This is a genomic window from Pseudarthrobacter sp. W1I19 (assembly GCF_030817835.1).
Classification (GTDB): domain Bacteria; phylum Actinomycetota; class Actinomycetes; order Actinomycetales; family Micrococcaceae; genus Arthrobacter.
The window spans coordinates 630,348-656,924 of the sequence record NZ_JAUSZR010000001.1 but is presented as its reverse complement, the minus strand read 5'-3'; the positions used below and the strand labels follow the sequence as shown (position 1 = coordinate 656,924).

21 protein-coding genes are annotated in these 26,577 nt (G+C 66.5%); 8 read left to right on the top strand and 13 right to left on the bottom strand.

The genetic code is table 11. The annotated features are described in order from the left end of the window. Positions 1 to 25: 25 nt before the first annotated feature. From QF038_RS03045 to QF038_RS03035, 3 genes are all read left to right on the top strand, one after another. On the top strand, positions 26 to 1,285 hold the full coding sequence (locus QF038_RS03045; protein ID WP_307613387.1) for an acetylxylan esterase: 1,260 nt from the start codon (positions 26 to 28) through the stop codon (positions 1,283 to 1,285). Positions 1,286 to 1,485: 200 nt separating this feature from the next. Beyond that, entirely contained in the window at positions 1,486 to 3,594 is a 2,109-nt protein-coding gene (locus QF038_RS03040; RefSeq protein ID WP_307608622.1) for a DUF6807 family protein, read from the top strand. Then, complete coding sequence (locus QF038_RS03035; RefSeq protein ID WP_307608620.1) at positions 3,591 to 4,727, top strand: Xaa-Pro peptidase family protein; 1,137 nt, start codon at positions 3,591 to 3,593, stop codon at positions 4,725 to 4,727. The genes QF038_RS03040 and QF038_RS03035 overlap by 4 nt, the downstream gene beginning before the upstream one ends. Positions 4,728 to 4,828: 101 nt before the next feature. Here the strand turns inward: QF038_RS03035 and QF038_RS03030 are convergent, their stop codons facing one another. Genes QF038_RS03030 through QF038_RS03010 form a run of 5 tightly spaced genes read right to left on the bottom strand, consistent with a single transcriptional unit; the run spans position 4,829 to position 10,777 of the window. Beyond that, a complete protein-coding gene (locus tag QF038_RS03030) occupies positions 4,829 to 6,316 on the bottom strand; it encodes an aldehyde dehydrogenase (NADP(+)) (RefSeq protein ID WP_307613386.1) in 1,488 nt (495 codons plus the stop codon). 17 nt (positions 6,317 to 6,333) lie between these two features. Continuing rightward, positions 6,334 to 7,437, bottom strand: a complete 1,104-nt coding sequence (locus tag QF038_RS03025; RefSeq protein WP_307608618.1) for a mandelate racemase/muconate lactonizing enzyme family protein — start codon at positions 7,435 to 7,437, stop codon at positions 6,334 to 6,336. Then, positions 7,437 to 8,342 carry a 5-dehydro-4-deoxyglucarate dehydratase gene (locus tag QF038_RS03020; protein WP_307608617.1) on the bottom strand — a complete coding sequence of 302 codons (906 nt, stop codon included), beginning with the start codon at positions 8,340 to 8,342 and terminating at the stop codon, positions 7,437 to 7,439. The genes QF038_RS03025 and QF038_RS03020 overlap by 1 nt, the downstream gene beginning before the upstream one ends. Beyond that, a complete protein-coding gene (locus tag QF038_RS03015; RefSeq protein WP_307608614.1) occupies positions 8,339 to 9,304 on the bottom strand; it encodes an NAD(P)-dependent oxidoreductase in 966 nt (321 codons plus the stop codon). Before QF038_RS03015 ends, QF038_RS03020 begins: the two co-directional genes overlap by 4 nt. Positions 9,305 to 9,331: 27 nt before the next feature. Continuing rightward, a complete protein-coding gene (locus QF038_RS03010; protein ID WP_307608612.1) occupies positions 9,332 to 10,777 on the bottom strand; it encodes a Gfo/Idh/MocA family oxidoreductase in 1,446 nt (481 codons plus the stop codon). Between the two features lie 379 nt (positions 10,778 to 11,156). On the opposite strand from QF038_RS03010, the gene QF038_RS03005 reads away from it, so the two are divergent. Next, on the top strand, positions 11,157 to 12,191 hold the full coding sequence (locus tag QF038_RS03005; protein ID WP_307608610.1) for a LacI family DNA-binding transcriptional regulator: 1,035 nt from the start codon (positions 11,157 to 11,159) through the stop codon (positions 12,189 to 12,191). Between the two features lie 86 nt (positions 12,192 to 12,277). On the opposite strand, the gene QF038_RS03000 is transcribed toward QF038_RS03005, so the two are convergent. Continuing rightward, complete coding sequence (locus tag QF038_RS03000) at positions 12,278 to 12,988, bottom strand: FadR/GntR family transcriptional regulator (RefSeq protein WP_307608608.1); 711 nt, start codon at positions 12,986 to 12,988, stop codon at positions 12,278 to 12,280. A gap of 105 nt (positions 12,989 to 13,093) precedes the next feature. Between QF038_RS03000 and QF038_RS02995 the strand changes: the two genes are divergently transcribed. Then, positions 13,094 to 14,449: an alpha-hydroxy acid oxidase gene (locus QF038_RS02995; protein WP_307608606.1), complete on the top strand. Its 1,356-nt coding sequence runs from the start codon at positions 13,094 to 13,096 to the stop codon at positions 14,447 to 14,449. Between the two features lie 82 nt (positions 14,450 to 14,531). Here QF038_RS02995 and QF038_RS02990 read toward each other — a convergent pair whose 3' ends face one another. Beyond that, complete coding sequence (locus QF038_RS02990; RefSeq protein ID WP_307608604.1) at positions 14,532 to 15,146, bottom strand: helix-turn-helix transcriptional regulator; 615 nt, start codon at positions 15,144 to 15,146, stop codon at positions 14,532 to 14,534. 89 nt (positions 15,147 to 15,235) lie between these two features. Next, a complete protein-coding gene (locus QF038_RS02985; RefSeq protein ID WP_307608602.1) occupies positions 15,236 to 16,447 on the bottom strand; it encodes an acetoin utilization protein AcuC in 1,212 nt (403 codons plus the stop codon). Between the two features lie 104 nt (positions 16,448 to 16,551). Between QF038_RS02985 and QF038_RS02980 the strand changes: the two genes are divergently transcribed. Both QF038_RS02980 and QF038_RS02975 read left to right on the top strand, forming a co-directional pair. After that, on the top strand, positions 16,552 to 17,985 hold the full coding sequence (locus QF038_RS02980) for a TrkH family potassium uptake protein (protein ID WP_307608600.1): 1,434 nt from the start codon (positions 16,552 to 16,554) through the stop codon (positions 17,983 to 17,985). A 40-nt stretch (positions 17,986 to 18,025) separates the two neighbouring features. Next, complete coding sequence (locus QF038_RS02975) at positions 18,026 to 18,664, top strand: TrkA family potassium uptake protein (RefSeq protein WP_201298444.1); 639 nt, start codon at positions 18,026 to 18,028, stop codon at positions 18,662 to 18,664. A 113-nt stretch (positions 18,665 to 18,777) separates the two neighbouring features. Here the strand turns inward: QF038_RS02975 and proC are convergent, their stop codons facing one another. From proC to QF038_RS02950, 5 genes are all read right to left on the bottom strand, one after another. Then, positions 18,778 to 19,611: a pyrroline-5-carboxylate reductase gene (proC, locus tag QF038_RS02970; RefSeq protein ID WP_307608598.1), complete on the bottom strand. Its 834-nt coding sequence runs from the start codon at positions 19,609 to 19,611 to the stop codon at positions 18,778 to 18,780. A 325-nt stretch (positions 19,612 to 19,936) separates the two neighbouring features. Then, positions 19,937 to 20,923: a Ppx/GppA phosphatase family protein gene (locus QF038_RS02965; RefSeq protein WP_307608596.1), complete on the bottom strand. Its 987-nt coding sequence runs from the start codon at positions 20,921 to 20,923 to the stop codon at positions 19,937 to 19,939. Between the two features lie 7 nt (positions 20,924 to 20,930). Continuing rightward, complete coding sequence (locus QF038_RS02960) at positions 20,931 to 21,350, bottom strand: SseB family protein (protein ID WP_307608594.1); 420 nt, start codon at positions 21,348 to 21,350, stop codon at positions 20,931 to 20,933. Between the two features lie 150 nt (positions 21,351 to 21,500). After that, a complete protein-coding gene (gene topA, locus QF038_RS02955; protein WP_307608592.1) occupies positions 21,501 to 24,227 on the bottom strand; it encodes a type I DNA topoisomerase in 2,727 nt (908 codons plus the stop codon). A 136-nt stretch (positions 24,228 to 24,363) separates the two neighbouring features. Continuing rightward, complete coding sequence (locus QF038_RS02950) at positions 24,364 to 26,004, bottom strand: methyltransferase (RefSeq protein WP_307608590.1); 1,641 nt, start codon at positions 26,002 to 26,004, stop codon at positions 24,364 to 24,366. 90 nt (positions 26,005 to 26,094) lie between these two features. Between QF038_RS02950 and QF038_RS02945 the strand changes: the two genes are divergently transcribed. Beyond that, complete coding sequence (locus QF038_RS02945; protein WP_307608588.1) at positions 26,095 to 26,571, top strand: hypothetical protein; 477 nt, start codon at positions 26,095 to 26,097, stop codon at positions 26,569 to 26,571. The last annotated feature ends 6 nt before the right edge of the window (positions 26,572 to 26,577 follow it).

Sequence of the window (26,577 nt, the reverse complement as noted above, 5' to 3'; positions counted from 1 at the left end):
TGCTGGGCAGGGCCCGGATGTTGAGTTGTCCCAGCAGGCCCGCCCACCCCGGCCCAGTGCGATTGCCGGCTACGAGGACTGGCCTGCCTACGTTCAGGAACACCCGCGGCACCAGGCTTCCAGCCCACCTGCCCAGGAACTTGCGGACGCCCTGGGCTTGCCCGCTGTGCCGGGCGTGCCTCAAATGCCGGGCGTGCCCGGCGTGCCCGGCACGCCCGGCGTGCCCGGCGTGCCGGACGCACCGGGTGCACAGCCGTCCCCTGATGTCACCGTCCACTGGGAGGAAACGTACGACGGCGTCACCACCTCCCAGCTCAGCTGGCAGCTGGGCTTCGGCCCCCGGACCACAGGCTGGCTGATTCGCCCGGCCGGCGCTGCCGGTCCCCTGCCCGGAATCCTGGCGCTGCACTGCCACGGCGGCAACAAGTTCGGTGGCGCCGACCGGCTCGTGGAACTTCCCGAGTCCCATCCCTCCGCGGAAAGTGCGAGGGCCGGACACTACGACGGCCACGCCCTCGCCACAGACATCGCACGCCGCGGCTTTGCGGTCCTCGCCCACGACACCTTCGCCTGGGGCAGCCGCCGCTTCAACCTCGACGTCCCGCCGTGGCGGACGGCCTCGGCATTTGAGGCGCGGCAGGCGCAATGGCGGGAGGACGGCATCGTTCCCTCCGAGGCAGACGTGTACAACGCCGCAGCCGGATTCCACGAGGACACCGTAGCCAAAACCGCGGGCCTGCTGGGCACCAGCCTGGCCGGCATGGTGGCCCACGACGACCTCGCTGCCCTGGAAATCCTCGCCGGCCTGCCGGATGTGGACCAGGACAGGCTGGGCTGCATCGGTTTCTCCGGTGGCGGCGGCCGCTCCCTGACCCTCGCCGCACTGAGTCCCAGGATCCGGAGCTACGTGGTGACCTGCATGATGACCACATTCCAGTCGCTGCTGCCCGCCCACCTGGACGCGCATTCGTGGCTGCTGCAGACTCCAGGCCTGTGGCGCCTGGGCGACTGGCCGGAGCTGACCGCAAGGTCAGCGGCCAGCCGGCTGCTGGTGCAGTACGCACTGTCTGACGAACTCTTTCCCGAACACGGAATGCGCCAGGCCCACACCATCCTGGAGTCGCTGCACCCACCTGGAATCTATACCGGAAGCTTCTGGCCCGGCGGTCACGTGTTCACCGCCCGGATGCAAGAGGAAGCACTCGACTTCCTCGCCGCCACGCTCCACGTCCTCCCATCATCCACTCCGCCATCCAGCGTCAACTGCCATTCCACCTCCAGTTAGCAATCTCCTCCAGCTTCCAATCCACCTCCCGTTAGCCAGTCCCTGCGTCTTCCAACCCTTCAATTAGCCATCCGCTTCAGTCGCCCTTCCCCTTCAGTCGCCCTCCCCCTTCAGTTCGCCCTCCCCTTCAGTCGCCCTCCCCCTTCAGTTCGCCCTCCCCCTCAGTTCACTCTTCCCTTCTGTAACCAAGGACCATCCTCATGACTCGACCATCCGCCACCGCGGAAAACAGCACCCACCCGGCCGGAGACCCTCCTCCCGCCGCTGCCGCCCATGCCGTTCCGCGCGTAGCCCTGGTAGGCGTCCACGGCTTCGGTGAGCGGCACCTGGCCAACCTGGCGCGGCTTGAAGAAGCCAGCGCCGTCGAGCTTGTTGCCGTGGCGGACCCGAACCCGCCGGCAGAGGGACGGCTGGCAGAGTCAGTAGCCGTTTTCGATGACCTGGCGCAGCTGCTGGCAGCGGACCCGGGCGTCGACGTCGTCATTCTTGCCACCCCCATCCAGACCCATGCTCCCTTGGCACTCGCCGCCCTGTCAGCGGGCAAGGACGTCTATGTGGAAAAGCCGCCGGTGGCCTCACTCGCCCAGTTCGAAGAGGTGCTGGCAGCGGCTGAAACTGCAGGCCGGCTGGTCCAGGTGGGCTTCCAAAGCCTGGGCTCCCACGCGCTGCCTGCTATCCGGACCCTCGTGGACGCCGGCGGCATCGGTGATGTCCTCGGGCTGAGCGCGCAGGGGCAGTGGGTACGGAGCAAGGCCTACTTCAAACGGTCACGCTGGGCCGGGAAGCGCAGCCTCGACGGCATCGACGTCATTGACGGCGTCGCAACCAATGCCCTGGCTCACGCGGTAGCCACGGCGCTCCACATGGCGGGAGCCCGCACCATCGCGGACGTGGAGTCGGTGGACACGGATTTGTATCGGGCACACGACACCGAGAGCGACGACACTTCCATCCTGCGCGTGCGCACCGCCGCCGGCACCACGCTGCTGTGCGGCCTGACACTGTGCGCACCCGAGCAGCAGAACCCGTCCGTGACTGTGCACGGCACTTTGGGTGAGATCACGCTGTTCTACACCGAAGACGAAGTGGTCATCAGCGCCGCCGACGGCGAGCGCCGTGAAACCTTCGGCCGGACGGACCTGCTGGAGAACCTGCTGGACGCGCGGTCTACCGGCGCCCCGCTGTTGTGTTCCCTTCCCCACGCCGGCGCCTTCACCACCGTGCTGGAAGCCATCCGCACTGCGCCGGCACCGCAGCAGATCGGCCCGGACCACATCACCTGGGAAGGCGAGGGCGACGACGCCCATCCGGTAGTACATGGAATCGGGCCTTTGCTGGAGCGAGCCGCCAAAGCCCAGGCCACCTTCGCAGAACTGGGCGTCCCGTGGGCGAGAAAGATGCCGCCGGTCCGCACCCTGACGCTGGACGGGCAGGAGGTGGCGGAGTACCAGGATGGCCACCGCATCCGTGCTGTTTCCTCCCCGCGGCCCTATCTGCACCCAGTCCGGACCCGTTCCGGAACGATGGTCACGGACCACCAGCCGCTGGACCACGTCTGGCACCTCGGCGTCGGCGTGGCCCTGCAGGACGTGGACGGCATCAATTTCTGGGGTGGCCGCACCTACACCCGTGCGGCCGGCCAGTACATCTGGCGGCCGGACCACGGCAGCATCACGGCCACCTCGGTTCAGGAGACCGCTGCCGCAGCAGGCGGGCAAGAGGGCCGGCTGCAGGAAACGTTGAGCTGGAACGGGCCCGACGGCGCCCCGGTCCTGGCCGAGGAACACACCTGGACCTGGTCCGGCGTCAGCCCGTCCACCTGGCAGCTGTCCCTCGACTTCGCACTCTCCCCCGCCGGCGACGAGCCAGTCAGCCTCGGCAGCCCGGGCTCCAACGGCCGGCACGAAGGCGGCTACGGCGGGTTCTTCTGGCGGCTGCCCGAGTGCGAAGGCGCCAGGGTGTGGACCCTGGAGGGCGAAGGCGAGTCGGGAGTGCACGGTTCGGTTACGCCCTGGCTCGCGTGGTCCGGAAATTTCGGGACGGAAACTTTGGCGGCCGGACAGTCCGACGGCGGCACGTCAGTTGGCAGGGCCACGCTCGTTTTTGTGGCGGCGACGGATTCCACGGACCCCTGGTTCGTCCGGATGGACGGTTACCCGGGCGTGGGCCAGTCCTTGGCATGGGACACCCCGGTCATCGCTGAACCGGGCCATCCCGTCCAGCGCAGCATCACCGTATTTGTGGCCGACGGCATCCTGGGCACAGCAGACATCGAAGCATTGATCAACCGGCAGGGGAACCGTTCATGAGCCAGACAACAGCTGACACCACCACGATTGCGGGCAGAATTGCCCCGGCATCGGCAGAAGATCGCTCCACTAAACGCCGGCGGGTCCTGGACATCCTCGACGCGAAGGGCCGGGACTCCCTGCTGTTGACCACCAACACGGCCTTGACCTGGTACCTGGACGGCAGTCGCGTGCACATCAGCCTGGCCGGAGATCCCATCGCTGCCCTCCTGGTGGACCGCGACGGTGACCACCTCGTCACATTCAACAACGAAGCCGGCCGCATCGCTGCCGAGGAACTGCCGACCGGTGTCGCCCTGCATTCCGTGCCCTGGTACGGAAACCTGCACGACGCGGCGGCCGCCGTCGGGAGTGCTGGAAGTGGCGCTGCTGGAGCAGCTGGCACCGCACCGCTGGCCGAAGCCGAGGCGACGGCTGAACTGCGCGCGGCCCGCCAGCAACTCCTCCCCGCAGAGAGCGCGCGCTACGCCCAGCTCAGCGCCGAGGTCGCCGTGATCATGACCGATGTGCTCGCAGCGGCCCGGCCGGAAACCACCGAGTTTGAGCTCGTGTCCGCCCTCGCCGCCCGCGTTGTTGCGGCCGGCGCTGAGCCGCTGGTCCTGCTCTGCAACGGCAGCAGCCGCAGCGGCTTCCGCCACCCGCTGGCCACACACTCGCCCCTCGGCCGCCGCGCGATGGCTGTGGTGTGTGCCCGCAGGGACGGCTTGGTCGCCAACATCACCCGATGGGTAAGGTTCGACGGCGGCACACCGGAAGAGCGGGACGCCGAGGCACGTATCGCAGCGGTCGAGGCGGACATATTCGACGCCACCGTCCCCGGTGCCCGGCTGGACAGGATCTTTGCCGAGATCAAGGCAGCATACGCCCGGCACGGCTTCGGCTCGGACCAGTGGGAGCAGCACCACCAGGGCGGCCCGGCCGGCTATGCAGGCCGGGATCCCCGCGTCACCGCCGGCGCCACGGACACTGTGGTCCTCAACCAGGCCTTCACCTGGAACCCGTCCGGACCAGCCGTCAAGATCGAGGACACCGTCCAACTCACCACATCGGGACTGCAGGTCCTCACTGCCGATCCGCGGTGGCCCGTGACAACAGTCAACGGGCTGGAGCGGCCGGTCACGCTCCAGCTGTAAGTCACCACGCGCCCAAAGAAACCCCGGGACGGCTGTCCCGGGGTTTCTTTGTCTCGGTCGTGGGGTTTCGGCAAGCTCAACCAAAAGCCCGCGCTCACCTGCTACGGAAGTTGCAGCTCTCCATCCACGCGGCGCGGGATACCCAGCGGGTTGCTCTCCAGCAGCGCCGGGTGCAGGACGGACTCCGGTGCGTCCTGGTAGGCGACCGGACGCTGGAACCGGCGCACCGCCGTCGCGCCCACCGAGGTGAAGAGCGATGTGGTGGCCGGGTAGGGGCCGCCATGCTGCTGGGCCCAGTTGACGGCCACGCCGGTGGGCCAGCCGTCGAAGAGCACGCGGCCTGCCAGTTCAGACAACTGCTCCACAAGCGCGGAGACGTCCTCCCCCGGCTGGGTGTGGACCGTCGCGGTGAGGCTGCCCGGAACCTTGGCAAGCACCGCCGACAGTTCCATCCGGTCCGTATATTCGATCAGCATGGTGGTGGGGCCGAAGCACTCTTCCAGCAATTCTTCCGGGTTCTCCAGAACCTTTGCGGCGGTGGTGGAGAAGACCACCGGGGCTGCACCGTTGGCCACGGCATCCTGGTCCACGGTGCCGCTCACAACCTCGACACCCTGCACCGATGCGAAGCTGCGCAGGCCGTCCGGGTAGGCCTCGGCGATACGGCTGGTGAGCATCCCCAGCGTAGGCTTGCCCTTGCTGGCCTCCGCCACTTGGGCGGCGAAATCCGTTCCTGCCGGGATGAAGACCAGCCCGGGCTTGGTGCAGAACTGCCCTGCGCCCAGGGTGAAAGAGCCAGCGAGCCCTTCGGCAAGCTTGGCGGAGCGTTCCGCGAGGGCCGCCTCGGTGACAACCACCGGGTTCAGGCTTCCCAGTTCGCCGTAGAACGGGATGGGCTCCGGGCGGGACGTTGCGAGGTCAAAAAGGGCACGGCCGCCGGGGATGGAGCCGGTGAAGCCCACCGCTTTGATGGCCGGATCCTGCACCAGCGCCGTTCCCACCTCGCGGCCGGTCACCAACGCGAAGATTCCTTCCGGCGTACCGGCGTTACGCAGTGCCTCAGCCACGATTTCGGCGGTCCGCTCCGAGAGGCGGAGGTGGCCGGAGTGGGCCTTGACGATCACGGAGCAGCCCACGGCCAGCGCCGAGGCGGTGTCACCGCCGGCCACGGAGAAGGCGAACGGGAAGTTCGACGCCGAAAATACCGCCACCGGCCCAATGGGCCGAAGGATGCGGCGAAGGTCGGGCGTGGGTGGAGTGGCGTCCGGGTTGGCGTGGTCAATTACTGCTTCGAGGTAGGAGCCCTCGGTAATCACGCGGGCGAACAGGCGCAGCTGGCCGGTGGTCCTGGCCACTTCGCCGGCGAGGCGGGTGGTGCCCAGGCTGGTCTCGGCATCGGCGATTTCAACCAGTTCGGCGGCGTTGGCGTCCAAAGCGTCAGCCACGGCGGTGAGCCAGGCGGCGCGCTGCGCATCAGAGGCAGCAGCGGATACTTTGGCAGCCTCCGTGGCGGCTGCCGTCAGCTCGGACAATGAAAGTGTTGCAGTTGTCACGTCAGGTACCTGTTCTGTGGTTTGTGCGTTCTTCAGTGCAGCGTGTCGCAAATTTACGGGGCGTCCCGGAAGCGGAAGCCGAGCCCCGGCTGGTCCCCGAGCGTCACCCGGCTGTTGTTGAACCGGACCGGTGACGGGCCCGCCAGGATCCCCAGCTGTTCAAAGGATGCCTCCTCCACGTCCTCCACCAGGGTGGGCTCCGCGAGCGTCAGCGCCAACTGCCCGGACAGCTCCGGGAGCAGGTGCGGCATCACCTTGATGCTGTTGGTCCTGGCCAGCTCAACAATGCGCCGGAACGGGGTGATTCCTCCCACCCGGACGATGTTGGGCTGGATGATGTCCACCGCTTCCGCCTCAATGAAATCCCGGAAGCGGTAGATGGTGTGGAGGTTTTCACCCAGGGCGATCGGCACGGGCGAGTGCTTGCGGAGCCTCCGGTAGGCCCACAGATCGTCCGCCCGGATGGGTTCCTCGAGCCACTCCAGCCCGAATTCGGACAGGACATCAAGGGCGCGGAGCGTGGTGGGCAGGTCCCAGCGCTGGTTGGCGTCGATCATGAGCTTCCGGTCCGGCCCCAGGACGGAGCGGACGGCGGCCACACGTTCGGCGTCCTCGCGGATGTCCGGCTTGCCCACCTTGATCTTCACGGCACGGTGCCCCGCGGCGACCCACCGTTCGGTCTGGGCCACCAGCTCGTCAAGGCTGTAGTGCAGGTTCACCCCGGAGCCGTAGACCTCGGCGGACTCCTGCCGCTGGCCAAGGAATCCGGTAACGGAGGCGCCGGCGCGGGTAGCCTGGAGATCCCAGAGGGCGAGGTCGACGCCGGCCATCGCAATAGTGGTCAGTCCCCCGCCGCCGGCCTCGTGCAGCCGTTTCCACAGTGCGTCCCAGACCACCTCGGGATTGGCGGGCAACCCGGCGACGAACGGGGCGATATCGTGGTCCAGCAGTGCCTTAACTGCCTGGGGACCAATGGTGGGCGTCCAGGAAAAACCATGCCCCGCGCCGCCGTCGTTCGTGTGGACCTGCGTGACGATGACGTGGTTCTCCGGCGCCTCCACGCCCCAGCTGCGGCGCAGCGGAACGGTGATGAGCCGGGTGGACAGGCCCGTGATGCGCGGTACCGTGCGGACCGCTTCGGCGGCCAGGGCGCCCATCAGCGGCCGGCCAGCTCGTAGCCCTTGGCGAGGATGGCCTTCAGTTGCACGAGCTGCTCTTCGGTGGGGTCAACCAGCGGCGGGCGCACGGAGCCGACCGGCAGGCCGGCCAGGCGCAGGCCTGCCTTGATCAACGAAACGCCGAAGCCCGGAGTCTGGTCGCGCAGGCGGACCAGCGGAGCATAGAAACCTTCCAGCAGCGCGTTGCGGCGCTCCTCGTCACCGGCGATGTAGGCGTCGTAGTAGGCCTTGGCGATTTCCGGGGCCATGGCGAACGCGGCCGACGAGTACAGCGGGATGCCAAGGCCGCGGTAGGCGCCCTGGGTCAGTTCGGCAGTCAGCAGTCCGTTGAAGAAGGCGAAGTCTTCGCGCCCCGTCGCGCGGACCGCGGACACGATCTCCTGGGCCAGGCCCACGTCGCCGAGGCCGTCCTTGAAGCCGATGACCTTGGGGTTGGCCGCCAGCCGCGCCATGGAGGTGGCCGTGAACTTGGCGTTGCCGCGGTGGTAGACGATCACCGGCAAGCTGCTGGCGTCGGCCACCGCCTCGATGTAGGCGACGAGCCCGTCGGTAGGGCCGGTGACCAAGTAGGGCGGCAGCACCAGGAGGGCATCGGCGCCGGCTTCTTCCGCAACGCGGGCGGCAGCCAGGGCGTGGCCGAGCGGTCCGCCCCCACCGGCCACCACCGGCACCTTTCCGGCAACCACCTCGACGGCGGCCGTCACCACGGTGCGGACCTCCTCGATGCTGAGGGCATGGAATTCACCGGTGCCGCAGGCGGGGAAAACGCCACCCGGTCCGAAAGGCAGCCTTGAGCTGATGTGCTCCTTGAGCAGTGCCACGTCGACGGCGCCTTCGGCCGTGAACGGGGTGACGGGAAAGAACAGTACGCCGTCGAATTTCATGGTGTCTCCTTGGCTCCGCTGCCGGCGGTGACCAGCGCGGAGTTCTCGTCGTTGAGGGTGGGGTGGGACTTGAGTTCTGTGCGCCAGCTGCGCTTAGGCTGCCAGCCGAGAAGTTCCTGGGCTTTGGCGATGGAGAAGGCCGGGCTGGTGCCGGTCAGGCCTGCACTGAGGGTTTCGCTTCCGGGCAGGAATTTGGGCATCAGTTCAGCCAGGGGTTTAGTGGCCAGGGCGTCAGCGGCGCCCACGAAGAAGGTTTCCCCGTTGGGGATGGACGGCATCTTCTCCAGCAGCAGGTCCAGGAAGTCCGCCACGTCCCGGGCATCCACGTAGTTGAACAGCGCGGGTGCGGACAGGGCGGGATCGGCCAGCCGTTCGGCGAGGGTGTGGCCTTGCTGGGTTGGCGCGCCCTCCCACTCCTCCGGGGAAATCACGTAGCAGGGGCGGAAGGCCGCATAGCGGATCTTTTCGCCCTGTGCCGCCGCGAACGCCTGGACGGTTTGCTCGGCGATGAGCTTGGACAACGCGTAGGCGTTCCACGGCTTCGGCGGCGTCCGCTCGTCCAGCGGGAACGACGGCGGCAGCCAGCCTGCCGGTGAGCCGTAGCCCAGCACCGTGGGGCTGCTGGCCGTCACGATCTTCTGGACGCCCACTTCCGTCGCGGCGCTGACCACGGCGAAGGCGAGCCGCGTGTTCGTGGCGAAGATGACGTCCTCGGGCGCGCTGAACGGTACGGCGATCGCCGCGAGGTGGATGACGGCGTCGGGCGTGGTTTCGCGGAGGAGGCGCAGCGCCTCACCCGGGGCCAGAAGGTCTGCCGTTTCCTGCACCACCCCGGCCGGCAGCTGGTCAGCCGGAACGGCGTCCCGGTCCACCGAAATCACGTGGTGGCCCTTTCCGGCGAGTCCGGCCACAACGCTGCGGCCCAGGCGGCCGGAGCCGCCCGTGACAAAAATCCTGCTCATATTATTCCTTCAGGTCGGGTGCTGCGGTTACTTGCCGCGGCGGAGGTCGACGCCGAGATCCAGGTCCTCGATGCGTACGGGCAGGGATGTCTCAAGGGAGCGGTTGCCGGCGATGCCCACGGAGACCGAGCGCAGCCCGTCCAGGTAACCGGAGGGACGGCCCAGCGGGTCCTCGCCCGGGCCGTTGAAGAGATCGGAGAGCAGGAGCTCGTCGCCGCCGCCGTGGCCGCCTTCGCCGTTGACGATCGGCACCTCATAAGCTGCTTCCCAGTGGCGCTGGACCACCAGGCGTTCGCCGTTGCGGCGGATGGCGTCATCTTCCTCGATGGGTGTGGCGCTGGGGTCAACGACAGTCTTTTTGTCCGTGCTGCTGGTGACCGCGGCGCGTTCCACAACCTCAAGCTCGGCCCGGCCTTCGGTGCCGTTGACGGCCACGCGGTAGCCCTCCCACGGACTGTGGGCGTTCAGGGAGTAGCTCAGGCGCGGCCCGCCCTGGTACTCCACTACAAGCGCGAGGTTGTCCTCGATGGTGATGCCGCCGGTGAAGACGTCCTGGTCGCGGCGGTAGCCGTCATAATGCTCGTTGTCCAGGAAGAGTGCCTTGAGCCTCTCGTCCTCGCGCAGGTCCAGGGTGAAGGGATCCTTCTCCGCCGTTGCCGGGGCATCGGCGTCGGGGGTGCCGCGTTCGGGGCGGGGGCCCAGTCCGCGCTCGGCAGCGTTTTTGTCGCCGTAGAACTTGAGCCCGCCGGAGGCGAAGACCCGCTCCGGGACGTCGTCGATCCACCAGTTCACGAGGTCGAAGTGGTGCGAAGCCTTGTGGATGAGCAGGCCGCCGGAGTTCTTCTTCTCGCGGTGCCAGCGGCGGAAGTAGTCCGCGCCGTGAACCGTATCCAGGACCCAGCTGAAGTCGATGGAGGTAACCTTGCCGATCACGCCGCTCTGGATGATTTCCTTGAGGGCGCTGTTGCGCGGCGAATAGCGGTAGTTGAAGGTGACCACCACGTTGCGGCCGGTCTCGTGCACTGCCTGGGTGATCCGGCGGCAGCCCTCCGCATCAATAGTCAGGGGCTTTTCGACGACGACGTCGGCCCCGGCGCGCAGTCCCTCAACAATGTAATCGGCATGGGTGTAGTCCGGGGTGGTGACGATGACGCGGTCAATGTTGTTGCCCTGGATGAAGGCGGTGAGGCCTGCGGGATCAAAGGAGGCGACGGGTCCCGGTGCGCCGAGTTCCTGGATGAGCTGCTGGTAAAACTCCACCCGGCCCGGGTTCACGTCCGAGAATGCGATGAGTTCGGCGGTGTCGGCGTGCTTGCCGAAGATGGCGCGGATGTACATTTCAGAGCGGCCGCCCGTGCCGATCAATGCGATGCGGGCCTTCCCGCCGTATCCGGCTGCGGCGCCCAGGGCTGTGGTGGTGTCAGCGGCTGGTGCCGCCCCGGCAGCAGTACTCGACTCGGCTGTGTTGACCATAAGGGGTGCCTTTCGGAAGGTATTACCTGGCCGCGCCGGCGGCCTCTGAGATTCGTTCTGTGGCGCTCTGCTGCACCCGTCCAAGAAAGCGTTTTCTCGGATCACTAATAGATTTGTACCAACCGGAAGCGGTATCCGTCAACCATTATCAGCGTTGAGAGAAAGCGTTTTCTACCCCTGCGGCGCTCGCGGCTGGACTGGAGAGCCAAAAAACTTGCGGGAAAACTTGGGAAAAGGTTAGAAATCGCTTTCCCGTTGCGTTATATGCTGGCAGTAGGCCGTCGGGCAAAGGCGGCAGGAACCTGCCCATGGCATTGCAACGTCCAGGGCAGCAGCTCGCGCAGGGCTTCCGGTCCGCAGCGCTTAGGAAGGGACCACAATGGTCAGGAGATCGGCGACCGGCAGGATTGGCATCGCGGATGTTGCCGTGAAGGCTGGGGTTTCCCATGCCACCGTGTCCCGGGTCATGAACGGGAATTTCACCGTGGACCCGGATATCGCCGCACGCGTCCGCGCGGCCGCTGCAGAACTGAAGTACCAGCCCAATCCGGTGGGCCGCAGTTTGGCACTGGGCAAGACCGACACCATCGGGATTGTGGTTCCGGACCTCGCGAACCCAACGTTCCAGGCAATCCTGCGCGGCCTGAGCCGGGCCGCGGCCCAGGACGGCTACCGCGTACTCATCGCCGATTCCTTCGAAGTGTCCAGCGAAGAAGCCATCCTCGCAGGGGAGGCCCGCAGGCGCTGCGACGGCCTGGTGTTGTGCGCGCCCCGCATGACTGACGCTGAACTGGAGGAGATTGCGCCCTCCCTGCACCCCCTGGTGCTGATCAACCGGACCACGGCGGCGGCGGACGTTCCCAGCCTGGTGGTGGACTACGGACAAGGCGTGCAGGACCTCGCCGAACACCTCGTGGACCTCGGCCACACACGCCTGGCATTCCTTGCCGGGCCGCCCCGCAGCGCCTCCAACGGCATGCGGCTCAAGGGCCTGGAAGCGTTTATGGCTGCCCATCCGCAGGTGGATGTCCGGATGCTTGAAGGCGGTTCGGACTTCGACACCGGACATGGTGCCGTGGACGCCGTACTGGAAAGCGGCGCTACCGGGATCCTCGCCTTCAACGACTTGGTGGCCATGGGCCTGATGAGCGGGCTGCATGAGCGCGGGCTCGATGTTCCGGGCGATATCTCCGTCACCGGCTTCGACGACATCCCTTTCGCCAAATACACCACCCCGGCCCTCACTACGGCAGCCGTTCCCATTAGCGAGCTGGGCGAGCAGGCCTGGCACCAACTCCGCGCACTGATCCGCAAAGAGCACAACGACGCTCCAGGCAGCCGGTACCAGCCGCGGCTCCAGGTCAGGGCCAGCAGCGGGCCCGCCAAGGCACCGCGTTCAACGGTGCACGGCTAGCCGCCTGCCCCAAACCCCTGGAGTTTTTGGGCAGATATGCGGACTTGAACGGCCTCCGAGTCTGCACATCTGCAAAAACTCGATGGTCAGGGGCGGACTGGTACCGTACCTCCGGAGGCCAGCCCCGCCTCCTTGTAGTAGCCCTCGATATGGGCGGCAACAAGCTTCGCCGCCCGTTCGCCGTCGTCACTCCGGACGGCGGCCAGGATGCTGTGGTGCTCCGCCCGGAGCCGGTCTGCCGTAGTATCCCAGTCCGGCAGATTGCCCGTGAGCCGGGACGCGTAGCCGGTGATGGATTCGCGCAGGGAGCCCATCATCGCGCTGACCACCGCGTTGCCCGCAGATTCCGCAAGGGCCAAGTGAAAACGGACATCCAGTGCCAGGAACTCATCCACGCCTACCGCCTCGGCATCCATCTCATCCAGGAGCCTGGCGGCCCCTGCCAGCTCCGGCGAATCCGGCCTGGCATGGGACACAGCCCAGGACTCGAGCAGCACGCGCGTTTCCACGATGTCCGCCACGGGCAGGTGCTGCGTGGCCACATGCAGCCGCAGGGCCGAGCCGAGCGCCGCCGTCGGGTCCGCGATGACAACTGTCCCGGCGTCGGGGCCGGACCCTACCCCCGCCCGCACCACACCCATCGCTTCAAGGATCCTGATGGCCTCGCGGACCGAGGTGCGGGACACCTGCAGCTGCTCGGCGAGGGAACGCTCGGCGGGCAGCCGTCCGCCCACTGCCAGGCGCCCCTCGGAAAGCTCGGTCTCAATCCACGTAAGGACAAGTTGGTGGGTCTTCATGGTGCAATAGTAGTTGATGTGGTTGGACCACATGCCCTAGAGTGTGGTTAGACCACAGCCGGTCCGTGCACCAAGGACCCTGCCAACGGCCCAACGGAGGACGCCATGACCCACACCATCCAGCCCAACAACCCGGAAACCACGCCTGCACCGGACGCCACGGACATTCCGGCCGCGTCCGCGACTGCCGGGACCCCCACCGACAGGCCCGCCCCCGCAGCCTCTGCAGTGCCCGCGGCGTTGAAGCGCCGCATCCCGAAGTACTCGGACCTCGCTCCGCTGATGCAGTTCAAGAAGCCCGAGTTCAGCAAGGAAGCCAGGCTCAAGCGGGCCAGCACCATTTGGGAGCTGCGCGACATGGCCAAGCGCCGCACCCCGCAGGCCCCCTTCGACTACACCGATGGCGCTGCCGAAGAGGAAATCACCCTGGGCCGCGCCCGCCAGGCCTTCCTGGACATCGAATTCCGCCCCGGTATCCTGCGGAACGTCTCCAGCATCGACCTCAGCACAGAGATCCTCGGCAAGCCCTCCCGCCTTCCGGTGGGCATCGCCCCCACCGGCTTCACCCGGATGATGCAGTCCGAAGGCGAATACGCCGGCTCCCAGGCAGCCGAGGCAGCCGGCATCCCCTACACCCTCTCCACCATGGGCACGGCCTCCATCGAGGACGTTGCCGCCGCCGCACCCAACGGGCGCAACTGGTTCCAGCTCTACCTGTGGACAGACCGCGACCGGTCGCTGGAACTGATCGAACGCGCCGCCAAGGCCGGCAACGACACCCTGATGGTCACCGTGGACACCGCAGTGGCCGGCGCCCGCCTCCGCGACGTCCGCAACGGTATGACCATCCCGCCGGCGCTGACAGTCAAGACAGTGCTGGACGCGTCCTACCGCCCCGCCTGGTGGTTCAACTTCCTCACCCACGAGCCGCTGACGTTCGCCTCGCTCTCCCGTTACACCGGGACCGTGGCGGACCTGATCAACTCCATGTTCGATCCCACCCTCACTTTCGAGGACCTGGACTGGCTCCGCGAAACCTGGAAGGGCAGGCTGGTGGTCAAGGGCATCCAGACTGTGGAGGACGCCAGCCGTGTGGTGGACCACGGCGCCGATGGTGTGGTCCTGTCCAACCATGGCGGCCGCCAGCTGGACCGCGCGCCCATCCCGTTCCACCTGCTCCCCGAGGTCAAGCAGGCGTTCACCGCGGACAACACCGATGCTGCGATCATGCTGGACACCGGCATCATGAGCGGCGCGGACATCGTGGCCGCCCTGGCCCTTGGCGCCGATTTCACGCTGATCGGCCGCGCCTACCTGTACGGCCTGATGGCCGGTGGCCGCGCCGGCGTGGACCGCACACTCCAGATCCTCGAGAAGGACATGGCACGCACCATGGCGCTGCTCGGCGTCAGCAGGATCTCCGAGCTCACCCCGGACCACGTGCGCCTGCTCAACAAGTAAGTCACACCCCGTCTGACTCGCAGTTAACGCACCCAAAACGGGTTTTGGCAGCGTTAACTGCGAGTCAGTTGGGTTAAGGGGGCTACTTCTTCCGGCCGAACTTGGGGAGGTTGGGGAGGTTCGCCAGGAGGTCGGCGGCCTTGGTGGCCGCCCGGCCCACGGTACGGCCGATCTGCTGCGGAACGCTGTCGTCGCTGAGGGCGGCAGCCGTTCCACCGGGAATAACGACGGCGGGGCTCAGGTCGGCGCCATCGGGCGCCAGGACACCGGCGGAGACAGCGTCCGCTGCCACGGCATCGGCCATGGCGTGTTCCTTCTCCGGCGCCTTGCGCGGTGAGGCTTGTCCAGTTGCTCCTGCTGGAGCTGCGGCAGCCTCTTCCTTCGCACTCGCAACGGAGGCAGGGGTGGCAGGTGACTTCACCGCGGGAGCTGCCGAGCCGACGTCGAACGTCTCAAGCCAGCTGGCGATCCCTTCGAGCGGCTCGCGGTTCAGCGCGTAGTAACGCTTCTGGCCCTGGGCCCGCATGCTCACCAGCTGCGCTTCACGCAGGACCTTCAGGTGCTTGGAAATAGTGGGCTGGCTCGCTGCCAGTTCCTCCACGAGCTCCCCCACCGCCTTGTCCCCGGAACGAAGGGACGTCAGGATGTCCCGCCGGGTCGATTCCGCTATGACGGCAAATACGTCGTCTGTCACCATGACTCCCACCCTAGCGACATATACGCCGAAAGGCATCAACTATTTCGCCGGGCAAAGCCATTGGGAAGCGGGGCGGAGGGAGCGGGATTTCAGTCGAACCAGGGGTCCAGTCCGTGCAGCGGAAAGACTGCCTTCCGCGTAGCCATGACGGTCCGGTCCACGGCGTCGTTGGGGTCGAATCCCACTTCCCAGGACCGCCACCACAGCTCCACGTCATCGCCCATCAGCCCCGGTGCCGAAACGCCGAACTTCTGCTCAACGTACGTCCGCCAGTCCTCCGGCACCGCGGTCCGGAGCGGCACCGGCCTGCCCGCGGCGATGGCAATCAGGTGGCTCCACGCCCGCGGAACCACCTGCAGCACGTTGTACCCGCCGCCGCCGGTGGCAATCCAGCGGTTGTCACAGTAGCGGGCGGCAAGGTTCCCGACGGCGGTGGCTGCCTCCCGCTGCCCGTCCACGCTGAGATTGAGGTGCGTGAGCGGATCCGTCCGGTGCGAGTCACAGCCATGCTGGCTGACGATGACCTCGGGCTGGAACGCTGCCACCAGTTGCGGTACCACTGCGTGGAAGGCGCGCAGCCAGCCGGCGTCGCCCGTTCCGGAGGGCAGGGCGAGATTGACGGCAGTTCCTTCCGCTGCCGGTCCGCCGATTTCATTGGCGAAGCCAGTGCCTGGGAACAAGGTGAGCCCGCTTTCGTGCAGCGACACCGTGAGCACACGGGGATCATCCCAGAAAATGCTCTCCGTCCCGTCCCCGTGATGGGCATCGACGTCGAGGTAGGCGACCTTCCTGACCCCGCCGTCGAGCAGCCTCTGCACGGCAAGGGCCGCATCGTTATAGATGCAGAATCCGCTGGCCCTGTCGCGGGAAGCATGGTGCATGCCGCCGCCAAAATTGACCGCATGCAGTGCTGAGCCGTCCAGGATCTTTGACGCGGCCAGCAGGGAGCCGCCGGCGAGCCTGGCCGCAGCCTCATGCATGCCGGCGAAAGAAGGATCGTCCTCGGTGCCCAGGCCCCGCGACTCATCAATTGCGGAGGGGTCATCGCTGACCCTGCGGACGGCTGCTACAAACTCGGCCGAGTGCACGGACTCGAGCTCTGAGTCAGTGGCGACATACGGGGCTTCCACCGCCACATGGTCCAGGTCGAACAGTCCCAGGCTGCGGGCCAGGCGGGCGGTAAGGTCCATCCGCTCAGGCGCCATGGGATGTCCCGGCCCGAAATTGTAGGCGGTCATGTCAGGGCCCCACGCCACCGTCGTTGGGGGCGCGGGCTGACTGAGACCCGGCAGATATGTCATCAATCACAGGCTACCCGAGCCTGCAGCCTATCCTGCCCGGCCATTACGCGGGCATAAGTGGTTTACTACTGAGGGAAGCAGAACCAACCGAGGAAACGCCACACATGACGCAAAGCCAGTCGAGGCCCCGGAACCCGGCCAGCTGGCACCCCGCCGCGCAGGAGCGGGAGGGCCTCTGGGTCTTCACCCGGGTGCGCGACTTCATTGACGACATCGCCAACACCTCCCCAGCCCGGCTTGCGCTGAGTGCATTCGCTGCCGTGTGCCTGGTGTTCACGTTCCTGCTCTCCCTGCCCATCTCGTCCGCCACCGGCACGGCCACCCCGCTGCACCAGTCCATGTTCACCGCCGTCTCCGCTGTATGCGTCACCGGCCTGACGGTGGTGTCAACGGCGGTCCACTGGTCCTTCTTCGGCCAGCTGGTGATCCTGATCGGCATCTTTATCGGCGGGCTCGGCACCCTGACCCTGGCCTCGTTGCTGGCGCTGATGGTCAGCAAGCGGCTTGGGGTGCGTGGAAAGATCATCGCCGCCGAATCCATGAACAATGCCGGCCGCCTCGGTGAGGTGGGAACGCTGCTACGGATCGTGATCACCACATCAGTGGTCATCGAAGGCATCCTGGCCCTGGCGCTGATCCCCCGCTTCCTGACTCTGGGCGAGCCTTTCCTGCAGTCCGTCTGGCACGGCATCTTTTATTCCATCTCATCGTTCAACAACGCCGGTTTCACCCCGCACTCGGACGGCATCGTGCCCTACGAAACGGACCTGTGGATCCTGGTTCCACTGATGCTCGGCGTGTTTTTGGGCAGCCTCGGATTTCCGGTGGTGATGGTCCTGCAGCAGAACGGGCTGAACTGGAAAAAGTGGAACCTGCACACCAAGCTCACCATCCAGGTGTCCTTCATCCTGCTGGCGGCGGGTACGTTCCTGTGGGGGCTGATGGAGTGGGACAACGTCAGGACCATCGGCTCCATGGACCTGGGTGACAAGATCACGCATTCCCTGTTCGCCTCGGTGATGACCCGGTCCGGGGGCTTTAACCTGGTGGACCAGAACCACATGGAATCCACCACCATGCTGCTGACGGATGCGCTGATGTTCGCCGGCGGCGGGTCCGCGTCCACTGCCGGCGGCATCAAGGTCACCACCATCGCCGTGATGTTCCTGGCCATCATCGCTGAAGCGCGCGGCGACGCTGACGTCAAGGTCTACGGCCGGACCATCCCGCAGGGCAGCATGCGCGTCGCCATCTCCGTAATCGTGGCCGGCGCCACCCTCGTTTCGGTGTCCGCGTTCCTCCTGCTCCAGATCAGCGGCGCTTCCCTGGACCGTGTGCTCTTCGAAACCATTTCCGCCTTCGCCACCGTGGGGCTCAGCACGAACCTCAGTGCCGAGCTGCCGCCGTCGGGCGTTTATGTCCTCACTGCCCTGATGTTCGCCGGCCGCGTCGGCACAGTAACCCTCGCTGCCGGCCTGGCCCTGCGCCAGCGCAGCCAGTTGTACCACTATCCCGAAGAGAGGCCCATCATTGGCTAGTTCCCCAGACGCCCCCCGGCGGCCCGCCCACAATGCTCCGGTGCTGGTCATCGGACTGGGCCGGTTTGGTTCCTCCACTGCCGAGCAGCTGGTCAAGCAGGGCCGGGAAGTGCTCGCCATCGAACGGGACCGCAGCCTCGTGCAGAAGTTCGCTCCCCTCCTGACGCACGTGGTGGAGGCCGACGCCACCAACATCGACGCACTCCGCCAGCTCGGCGCACAGGAGTTCAGTTCCGCCGTGGTGGGAGTTGGCACGTCCATTGAGTCCTCGGTGCTGATCACCGTCAACCTGGTGGACCTCGGCATCGAGCACCTGTGGGTGAAGGCCATCACGCCCTCGCATGGCAAAATCCTCACCCGTATTGGCGCCAACCATGTGATCTACCCGGAGGCCGACGCCGGTGTCCGGGCCGCGCACCTCGTGTCCGGGCGCATGCTGGACTTCATCGAGTTCGACGACGACTTCGCCATTGTGAAGATGTACCCGCCGCGCGAGACGGTGGGGTTCACGCTGGATGAATCCAAGGTCCGGTCCAAGTACGGCGTGACGATCGTGGGCGTCAAGTCGCCAGGCGAGGACTTTACCTACGCACGGCCGGAAACCAAGGTGTCCGCCCGGGACATGCTGATCGTGTCCGGGCACGTGGACCTGCTGGAACGCTTCGCCGCCCGCCCGTAAGGTTTCGCTCCCCACCCGCCCCTAACCTCGCAAGCTCGGCCAGGGAACCCTGCGGGCGTGGGCCCCGGCTCAACCGCCGGTGGTTGAGCCTGTCGAAACCCGTATGTGAACGGTCAGCCCAGCTGTTTGGTGATCTCCGCTGCCCGGTCCGCTGCGGCGCGTGCCCCGGCGGCGATGATGGACGGGATCCCGCGCTCGTCAAAGGTAGCTATGGCGCGCTCGGTGGTGCCGTTCGGGCTGGTCACCGCTTTGCGCAGGGCCGCAGGGTCCGCCCCCGGCTCGGCCAGCATAAACCCGGCGCCGGCCACGGTTTCCCTCGCCAGGAGCAGGGACAGTTCCGCATCAAGGCCGAGCTCCTGGCCTGCCGCTGCCATCGCCTCGGCAAGATAGAACGCGTACGCCGGTCCTGAGCCACTGATGGCGGACAGGGCGTCCACCTGTTCCTCGGGCACCTCAACAACGGTTCCGGCGCCCTGCAGGATGTCCTTGACCTTCTGCAGCTGTTCGGGCGTGCAACTGGTGCCCGGTGAGACCGATACAACGCCGCGCCCCAGTTTGGCAGGCGTGTTGGGCATGGTGCGGATGACCGGTTGGCCGGCCGGGAGGGCAGCCTCCAGTTGAGCGATCGAAACGGCTGCGGCAACGCTCACCACCACCGTGTCCGGCGCGAGTGAGGAGCAGATCTCGCGCGCCAGTTCGGTGATACCGACCGGCTTGACCCCGAGAATCACGACGGCGGACCCCTTGCTGGCCTGTTTGTTGTTGTCCGGTTCCTCCTCACCGGCAATCGCGGTAATGCCGTGGTGGCGCTCCGCCAGTTCCGCGGCACGCTCGGCACGGCGGACGGTGGCCACGATGTCAGCCGGATCCGTCCCGGCTTCCAGCAGACCGCCGAGGATGGCTTCGTTCATGGACCCACAGCCAAGGAATGCGATTCGGTTGCTCATGGCTCCATCATTGCAGTTTGCTCCGTCAGGCGCAGAACTGCGTTAAGGGCACCGTCCTGCCGCTCCACACATCAATTCCGGAAGCTCGGGAACCTCCCGAAAACCATTCACAGCTGGCTCACATGTTGGGTGCAGGTACTTCACAACTAGCGGCCCTACTGTAGTTAGTACCTCATTGAGGGTGCGAGTGATGCGGCAGGCATGGGGATGCCTGCCAGGGCACCGGCGTACGCGACAGGTTTTCCCCCATTTTCCTGTCGCGGCCGCCGGTGCTTCCGCTTTCAAGGCGTCGCCTTTCAACGTGTCGCCTAAAACGATGCAGCGTTTAGACGGCAGCCTCGACGGCCGGCGGCGCAACGTGCGGGGCCAGCTCCCTGGGCCCGGAGAAAACCAGCTGGTCGAGGCGGCGGAGGATGAGGCCTTCGCGCAGCGCCCACGGGCAGATCTTGATTTTTTTGAACTTGAACAGCTCTAATGCCGCCTCCGCCACCAGTGCCCCGGCGAGAAGCTGGTGGGCCCGGGCTTCGGAAACGCCGGGCAGGTGGAGCCGGTCTTCGGCTTTCATGGCAGAAATGCGCTGCGCCCATACTCCGAGGTCGGACCCGTGCAGCACGCGCCTGACGTAAGGGCCTGCGGCGCTCGGAGCAGCTCCGGCGATCCGCGCCAAAGACCGGAAGGTCTTGGAGGTTCCTGCGACGACGTTGGCCCGGCCCAGCCCGTCGAATTCCCGGACTGCCGGCTTGAGGGTGGCCTGGATGTAGCGCCGCAGCTCTTTGACACTCTTGGCTGTGGGCGGATCATCCGCAAGCCAGTCCCGCGTCAGCCTGCTGGCACCCAGCGGCACGGACGTGGCAACTTCCGGCAACTCGTCCTGGCCAAAAGCCATTTCGAAGGAGCCACCGCCGATATCCAGGTTGAGGATTGGCCCGGCACCCCAGCCGTGCCAGCGCCGGACGGCGAAGAAGGTCATGGACGCTTCCTCGCTGCCCGTCAGTTCCTGCAGCGTGACGGTGGTTTCGTGCTTAACCCGCGCCAGGACTTCGGGGCCATTGGTGGCCTCGCGGATGGCGGAAGTACAGAACGCCAGGAGGTCCTCGGCCTTGTGCCGGGCCGCGAATTCCCAGGCTTCAAGGACAAATTCGGTGAGTTCGTGCTGGCCGGCGTCGCTGATGCTGCCGTCCGGCTCCAGGTACTGGACCAGGGAAAGCGGACGCTTGTGCGAGGCGAACGGCACTGGCCGCGCGCCAGGGTGGGCATCCACCAGGAGGAGATGGACAGTGTTGGACCCGATATCGAGGACGCCTAGCCGCATGCTGACATTATTCCCCGTCGGCGCGCTTGAAGTCGCGTTTGATGTTGGCAACACCTTCGGGGTTGATCTCAAAGCCGTAAGCTGCGCCAGGGTTGATGACCATTCCCAGTTCGTCTCCGATGTTGGCAATTATGGCCGCGCCCTGTGTGCCAAGGACATTGGGGGCCGCGTCCAGGTACTGCTGGTCCACACGGCTGGGGTGCGAGAAGACGGCGAGGACGGGGTCGCCGTCGGCGTTGGCGAGGACCAACGGCTCCACCTGGGAATCGACGCCCTCGATGTTGTCCGAGCTGACGATGTAGACCTCGCTGTTCAAGAAGGACAGGATGACGTCCACAGGACTGGCATCAGGCTGTCCGCCCAGGGCGAGCTTCTCCTCAAGGTCGTTGAGCGGAGTCTGGTCGGCAATGCCGGGTTGTTCAGTCATGCCTCTACATGATCACGTGGCGATGCCCCTTGCAAACGCGGTGGTTGAGCCGGGGCCACGCCCGCAGGGTTCCATGGCCGAGCTTGCGAGGTCAGGGAGCGGGTGGGGAGCGAAACCAGGTTCGGTTTCGACAGGCTCAACCACCGGAAACTACTTCTTGGCCGTTGCCTTCTTCTTGGCCGGAGGCTTGCGGGTGGCGGTGCGCTTGACCGGGCCCTTGGCGCGCTTTTCGGCGAGGAGTTCAACAGCCTGTTCACGCGTAAGTTCCTCCAGGGAGGTGGCGCGGGGAACCGTGATGTTGGTGATTCCGTCGGTGATGTAAGGGCCGAAGCGGCCTTCCTTCACCACGATGTTTTTCTCCGACACCGGGTCCGGGCCGAACTCCGCCAGCGGCGGGACGGCGGCACGGGCGCCGCGCTGCTTCGGCTGCGAGTAGATCTCCAGTGCCTGGTCCAGCGTGATGGTGAAGATCTCCTCCTCCGAGCCGATGGAGCGGGAGTCGGTGCCCTTCTTTAGGTATGGTCCGAACCGTCCGTTCTGCACGGTGATCAGATTGCCTTCGGCGTCCTCGCCCAGGACGCGGGGCAGGCTCATGAGCTGCAGTGCCTCATCCAGGGTCACGGATTCAACGGTCATCGACTTGAACAGCGAGCCCGTGCGGGGCTTGGCCTTGACCGGCTTCTTCGGCGGCTTCGGCTTGCCGTTCTTGTAGTACTCCACCGGCTGCGCGGCGATCTGTTCCTCAGTCATCTCCGGGATGATCTCGGTGACGTAGGCGCCGTACCGGCCGTTCTTGGCGACGACGGTGTGCCCGGTGTGCGGATCGGTGCCCAGCACGCGCTCCTCGGGAGCGGCTGTCTCCATCAGCTCGAGGGCCTTGGCGGCGGTCAGCTCGTCCGGTGCCAGGTCCTCCGGCACGTTGGCGCGCGGCGACTCCACGATCTCCCCCGTCTTGGGGTCGATGGTGGCAGCTGAGCTTTCAAGGTACGGGCCGAATTTTCCAACCCGGAGCGTGATCTCGTCCGTAATGGGGATGGAGTTGATTTCCCGCGCGTCGATCTCGCCAAGGTTGTTGACGATGCTCAGCAGGCCCGGATCGGAGTCCTCGCCGAAGTAGAAGTGGCGGAGCCAGGAGGCACCCACGGCCTGGCCGTTGGCGATCTTGTCCAGGTCGCCTTCCATGTCCGCGGTGAACTCATAGTCCACGTAGTCGCTGAAGTGCTGTTCCAGCAGCCGGATCACGGAGAACGCGATCCAGCTCGGTACCAGGGCAGAACCCTGTTTCCGGACGTAGCCGCGGTCCTGGATGGTGGAGATGGTGGAGGCGTAAGTGGAAGGGCGGCCGATGCCCTTCTTTTCCAGCTCCGCCGTCAGTGACGCTTCGGTGTAGCGCGGCGGCGGTGACGTTTCGTGGCCGATAGCGATAATGTCGGCGGCCGTGAGGGAATCGCCCTTGGCGACGTTCGGCAGGCGGCGGGCTTCATCGGAATCGTCGTCGCCGCGGGTCTCGTCCTTGCCTTCCTCGTAGGCTGCCAGGAAACCGGGGAAGGTGATCACGGTGCCGGATGCGGAGAATTCGGCGTCACGCCCATCGGAAGCCACGGCACCCAGGCGGATGGTCGCCGTCGAACCCTTGGCGTCAGCCATCTGGGACGCGACTGTGCGCTTCCAGATCAACTCGTAGAGCCGGAATTCGTCGCCGGAGAGCTGCTTGGCCACCTGGGCGGGGGTGCGGAAGGAGTCGCCGGCGGGGCGGATGGCCTCGTGGGCTTCCTGGGCGTTGGCTGCCTTGCCGGTGTACACACGGGGTGACTGCGGGATGTACTCGGGGCCGTACAGTTCGGAGGCTTGGCGGCGGGCAGCGGTGAGGGCTTCATCGCTCAGCGCGGAGGAGTCCGTACGCATATAGGTGATGTAGCCGTTTTCGTACAGCCGCTGGGCCACCTGCATGGTGCTCTTCGAGGAGAACCGCAGCTTGCGGCCGGCCTCCTGCTGCAGCGTGGAGGTGGTGAAAGGCGCTGCCGGGCGGCGGGTGTAGGGCTTGGTGTCCACCGAGCGGACGGTGAACGAGGCGTCCTGCAGCCCTGCGGCCAGGGACGTTGCCAGCTCCTCGTTGAGGTGCGCGACGTTCTTCGACGTGAGCACGCCGTCGTCGTTGAAGTCCCGGCCGCTGGCCACTTTGGCGCCGTCCACGGCGGCGAGCTTGGCCTTAAAGGAACCAGCGTCGGCGCCGAACTGGCCGGTGAGGTCCCAGTAGGAGGCTGCCTTGAAGGCCATACGCTCGCGTTCGCGGTCCACCACCATGCGGGTGACCACTGACTGCACGCGACCGGCGGACAGGCCGCGCGCCACCTTGCGCCAGAGCACCGGGGAAATCTCGTAGCCGTACAGGCGGTCCAGGACGCGGCGAGTTTCCTGCGCGTCCACCAGTGCCGTGTCGACGTCGCGCAGGTTGCCCATGGCGCGCTGGATGGCTTCCTTGGTGATTTCGCCGAACGTCATCCGGTACACCGGGACCTTGGGCTTGAGCACTTCGAGCAGGTGCCACGCGATGGCTTCGCCTTCGCGGTCCCCATCGGTTGCGAGGTAGAGTTCGTCGGCGTCCTTGAGCGCGGCCTTGAGCTCGGTCACCTTTTTCTTTTTGTCCGGGGACACCACGTAGTACGGCTTGAAGTCGTGGTCAATGTCGACGGCGAACTTGCCCACCGAGGTTTTCTTCAGCTCTGCGGGGAGTTCGGACGGCTGCGGCAGGTCGCGGATGTGACCAATGGAGGCCTCTACGATGAAGCCCTCGCCCAGGTACTTGGCGATGGTCTTGCTCTTGGCCGGAGACTCCACAATCACGAGTTTCTTGCCGGTTTTGGCCTTGCTTGGCACGGTGCTCCTACAGAAAAAGGTTGCTCGGGCAGATGCGCCCATACTGGCCTAGTTCACCATATTTTGCAGAAATGTGCGCATCCATGTGGAAAAGAGGGGGGCCGGCGGCCCACCGTTCAGCGCCTCTGTCCACGCCTTATTGACTAGCCGGAATCAGGAAGCCGTCCCGGACCAGGTTGGCTGCTTCGGCGAGCAAGCCGCTGCGGAATGCGCCGGCGTCGAACCCGTCCTCCCCGCCCAGCAGCGCCTCCAGCGCACCGGCGATCTGGCCCGCCGTGAGGTCGCCGTCGCAGGCCGAGACAAACCCGGCGAGTTCGGTGCTGAGCAGGGTGGTCCGGCGCAGGCCGGCGCCCTGCCGCAGCAGGATCACGCCCGGATGTTCGGCGCCGGGCCGCTGGTGGCGTTCCTCGGTGACGTCGTCCGCCACCAGCAGGTGCGCGTCCCCGATGCTGTTGGTGGCCAGCCAGTCCTGGCGTTCCAGCGCCGCGCCCAGGTGCGGGCCGATGGGCTGCTCGATGGGGTAGGTGATCTCCTCGAACCGGCTGAAGCCCTGGCCGGGGCCAGCCGGCCGGCGCAGCAGCACCATTCCGAAGCCGATCCCCGCCACGTTCCTGGACTCGAAGTCTGCAAGGTAGGCCGCGTACGCGTCCCGGTAGTGGTCCCGGTCCCGGGACTCGGAGGCGTCCCGCAGCCAGGTTTCGGCATACTGCTCCGGGCTGACCAACTCCCGCTGGATGAACCAGGCATCCACGCCGGGAACCACCCAGGACTGGGGACGCTCCTGCCAGTCCGTGCCGGCCACCACTTCCCAGTTGCCCAGCATCTGGGCTGTCCCGCCCTCAGCCAGGACAGCCGGGAGTCCGGCCACCAGGGCAGCCACGATGTCGTCGCCCGGCAGGCCGCCGTCGCGGTAGGTGAACTTCTCCGCGGCATCCTCCCCCGGCCTCCGCGGCGTGATGACGAACGGCGGATTGGAGACCACCAGCCCGAATTCCTCGCCGGCCACCGGTTCCAGCAGCGAGCCCAGGCGCAGGCTCACCCGGTCCTCCGGCCGGTCCGGGTCCACCCCCAGGGCCTGCGCGTTCAGGAGGATATTGAACCGGGTAAAGGCAAGCGCCCGTTCGGAAATGTCCGTGGCCGTCACGTGCTGGCAGTGGTGCAGCAGGTGGAAGGCCTGGATGCCGCAGCCTGTGCCCAGGTCCAGTGCGCGGCTGGTATGGCGGCGGAAGGTCGTCTGCACCAATGTGGTGGAGGCCTGGCCGATACCGAGGACGTGGTCGTGCCGGAGCACACCCTCCTGCTGGTGCGCAGCGAGGTCGCTCGCCACCCACAGTTCAGCGCCGCCGCTGCCGCTGTCGCCTTTGGTACCTTCCCAGCCGTAGGGCCGCAGGTCCGCTTTGGCGGCCATGAGGACTGTGCCGGGAACGGGCTCCACCAGCCCCAATGCCACCAGGCCTTCCGCCCGGATACCGGGCAGTGCGCCGTCGAGCGTTTCCTTGGGCTGGGGCTCGGCGAGCAGCCACAAACGGACGACGGCGGCAAGCGCCTTCGCGCCCTCGTCCCGCCGGACCGCGCGCTCGGCAGCGAGCAGTGCGGGGATGGTCTGGTCACGGTTCAAGGCGGTGTAGGCGGATTCCCCCAGGAGGCTGGCGACGCCGTCGAGCGTGTAGTCCACGGCGCGCAGGTCCGCGGCGAGTGCGGCGAGCAGGTCCGGAAGGTCGCTGCGGGGTGCGTCGGGAGTATTGCCGGCGGTGAACTCGTATGGGGATTCAGGCACCGCTCAAGTTTAGTGCGGCAGGTCCGGTCCGGCTGCTGTGGGGCGGGAGGTGGACCTTTACGGCCAGCCGGACGGGGTAGCGTTGAGGGTATGCCAACAGTGTTCTCCGTCCTTCCGCGCGCCCGGAAGCAGCCCGCCGGCCCGAGGCGCTTCCCGCGCACAGCATTGGCACTGGCAGGCCTGGCGGCCGTTGCCCTGGCGGGGTGCTCGCCGGTGGTGTCCATCGAGAATGCCCACGTGCCCCAATGGCAGGCCACCGCCCTGCCGGCATCGCCGGGCGCCGTGCTGGAAGACGCCGGGAAAATCCTCAACAAGAACCGGATCATCCGGGAAGCTTCCAATGTCAGCGCCGGCCGCTACATCCTGACGGCGACCTGCGAGGGCGGAGGCAAAGCGTTCTTCGCGGTGTCGCTGGACGGGGAAGACGTGGTGGATGCCGGAGCCGCGTGCAACGGCAGCAACGAGGTCACCAGGATCACACTGCCCAATACAGGGAGGCTGGAAATCAGCACCTCCAGTGTGGACGCGCCCCTCATCTACGCCTACCAGCTGATGCCGGCGCAATAGCTATGG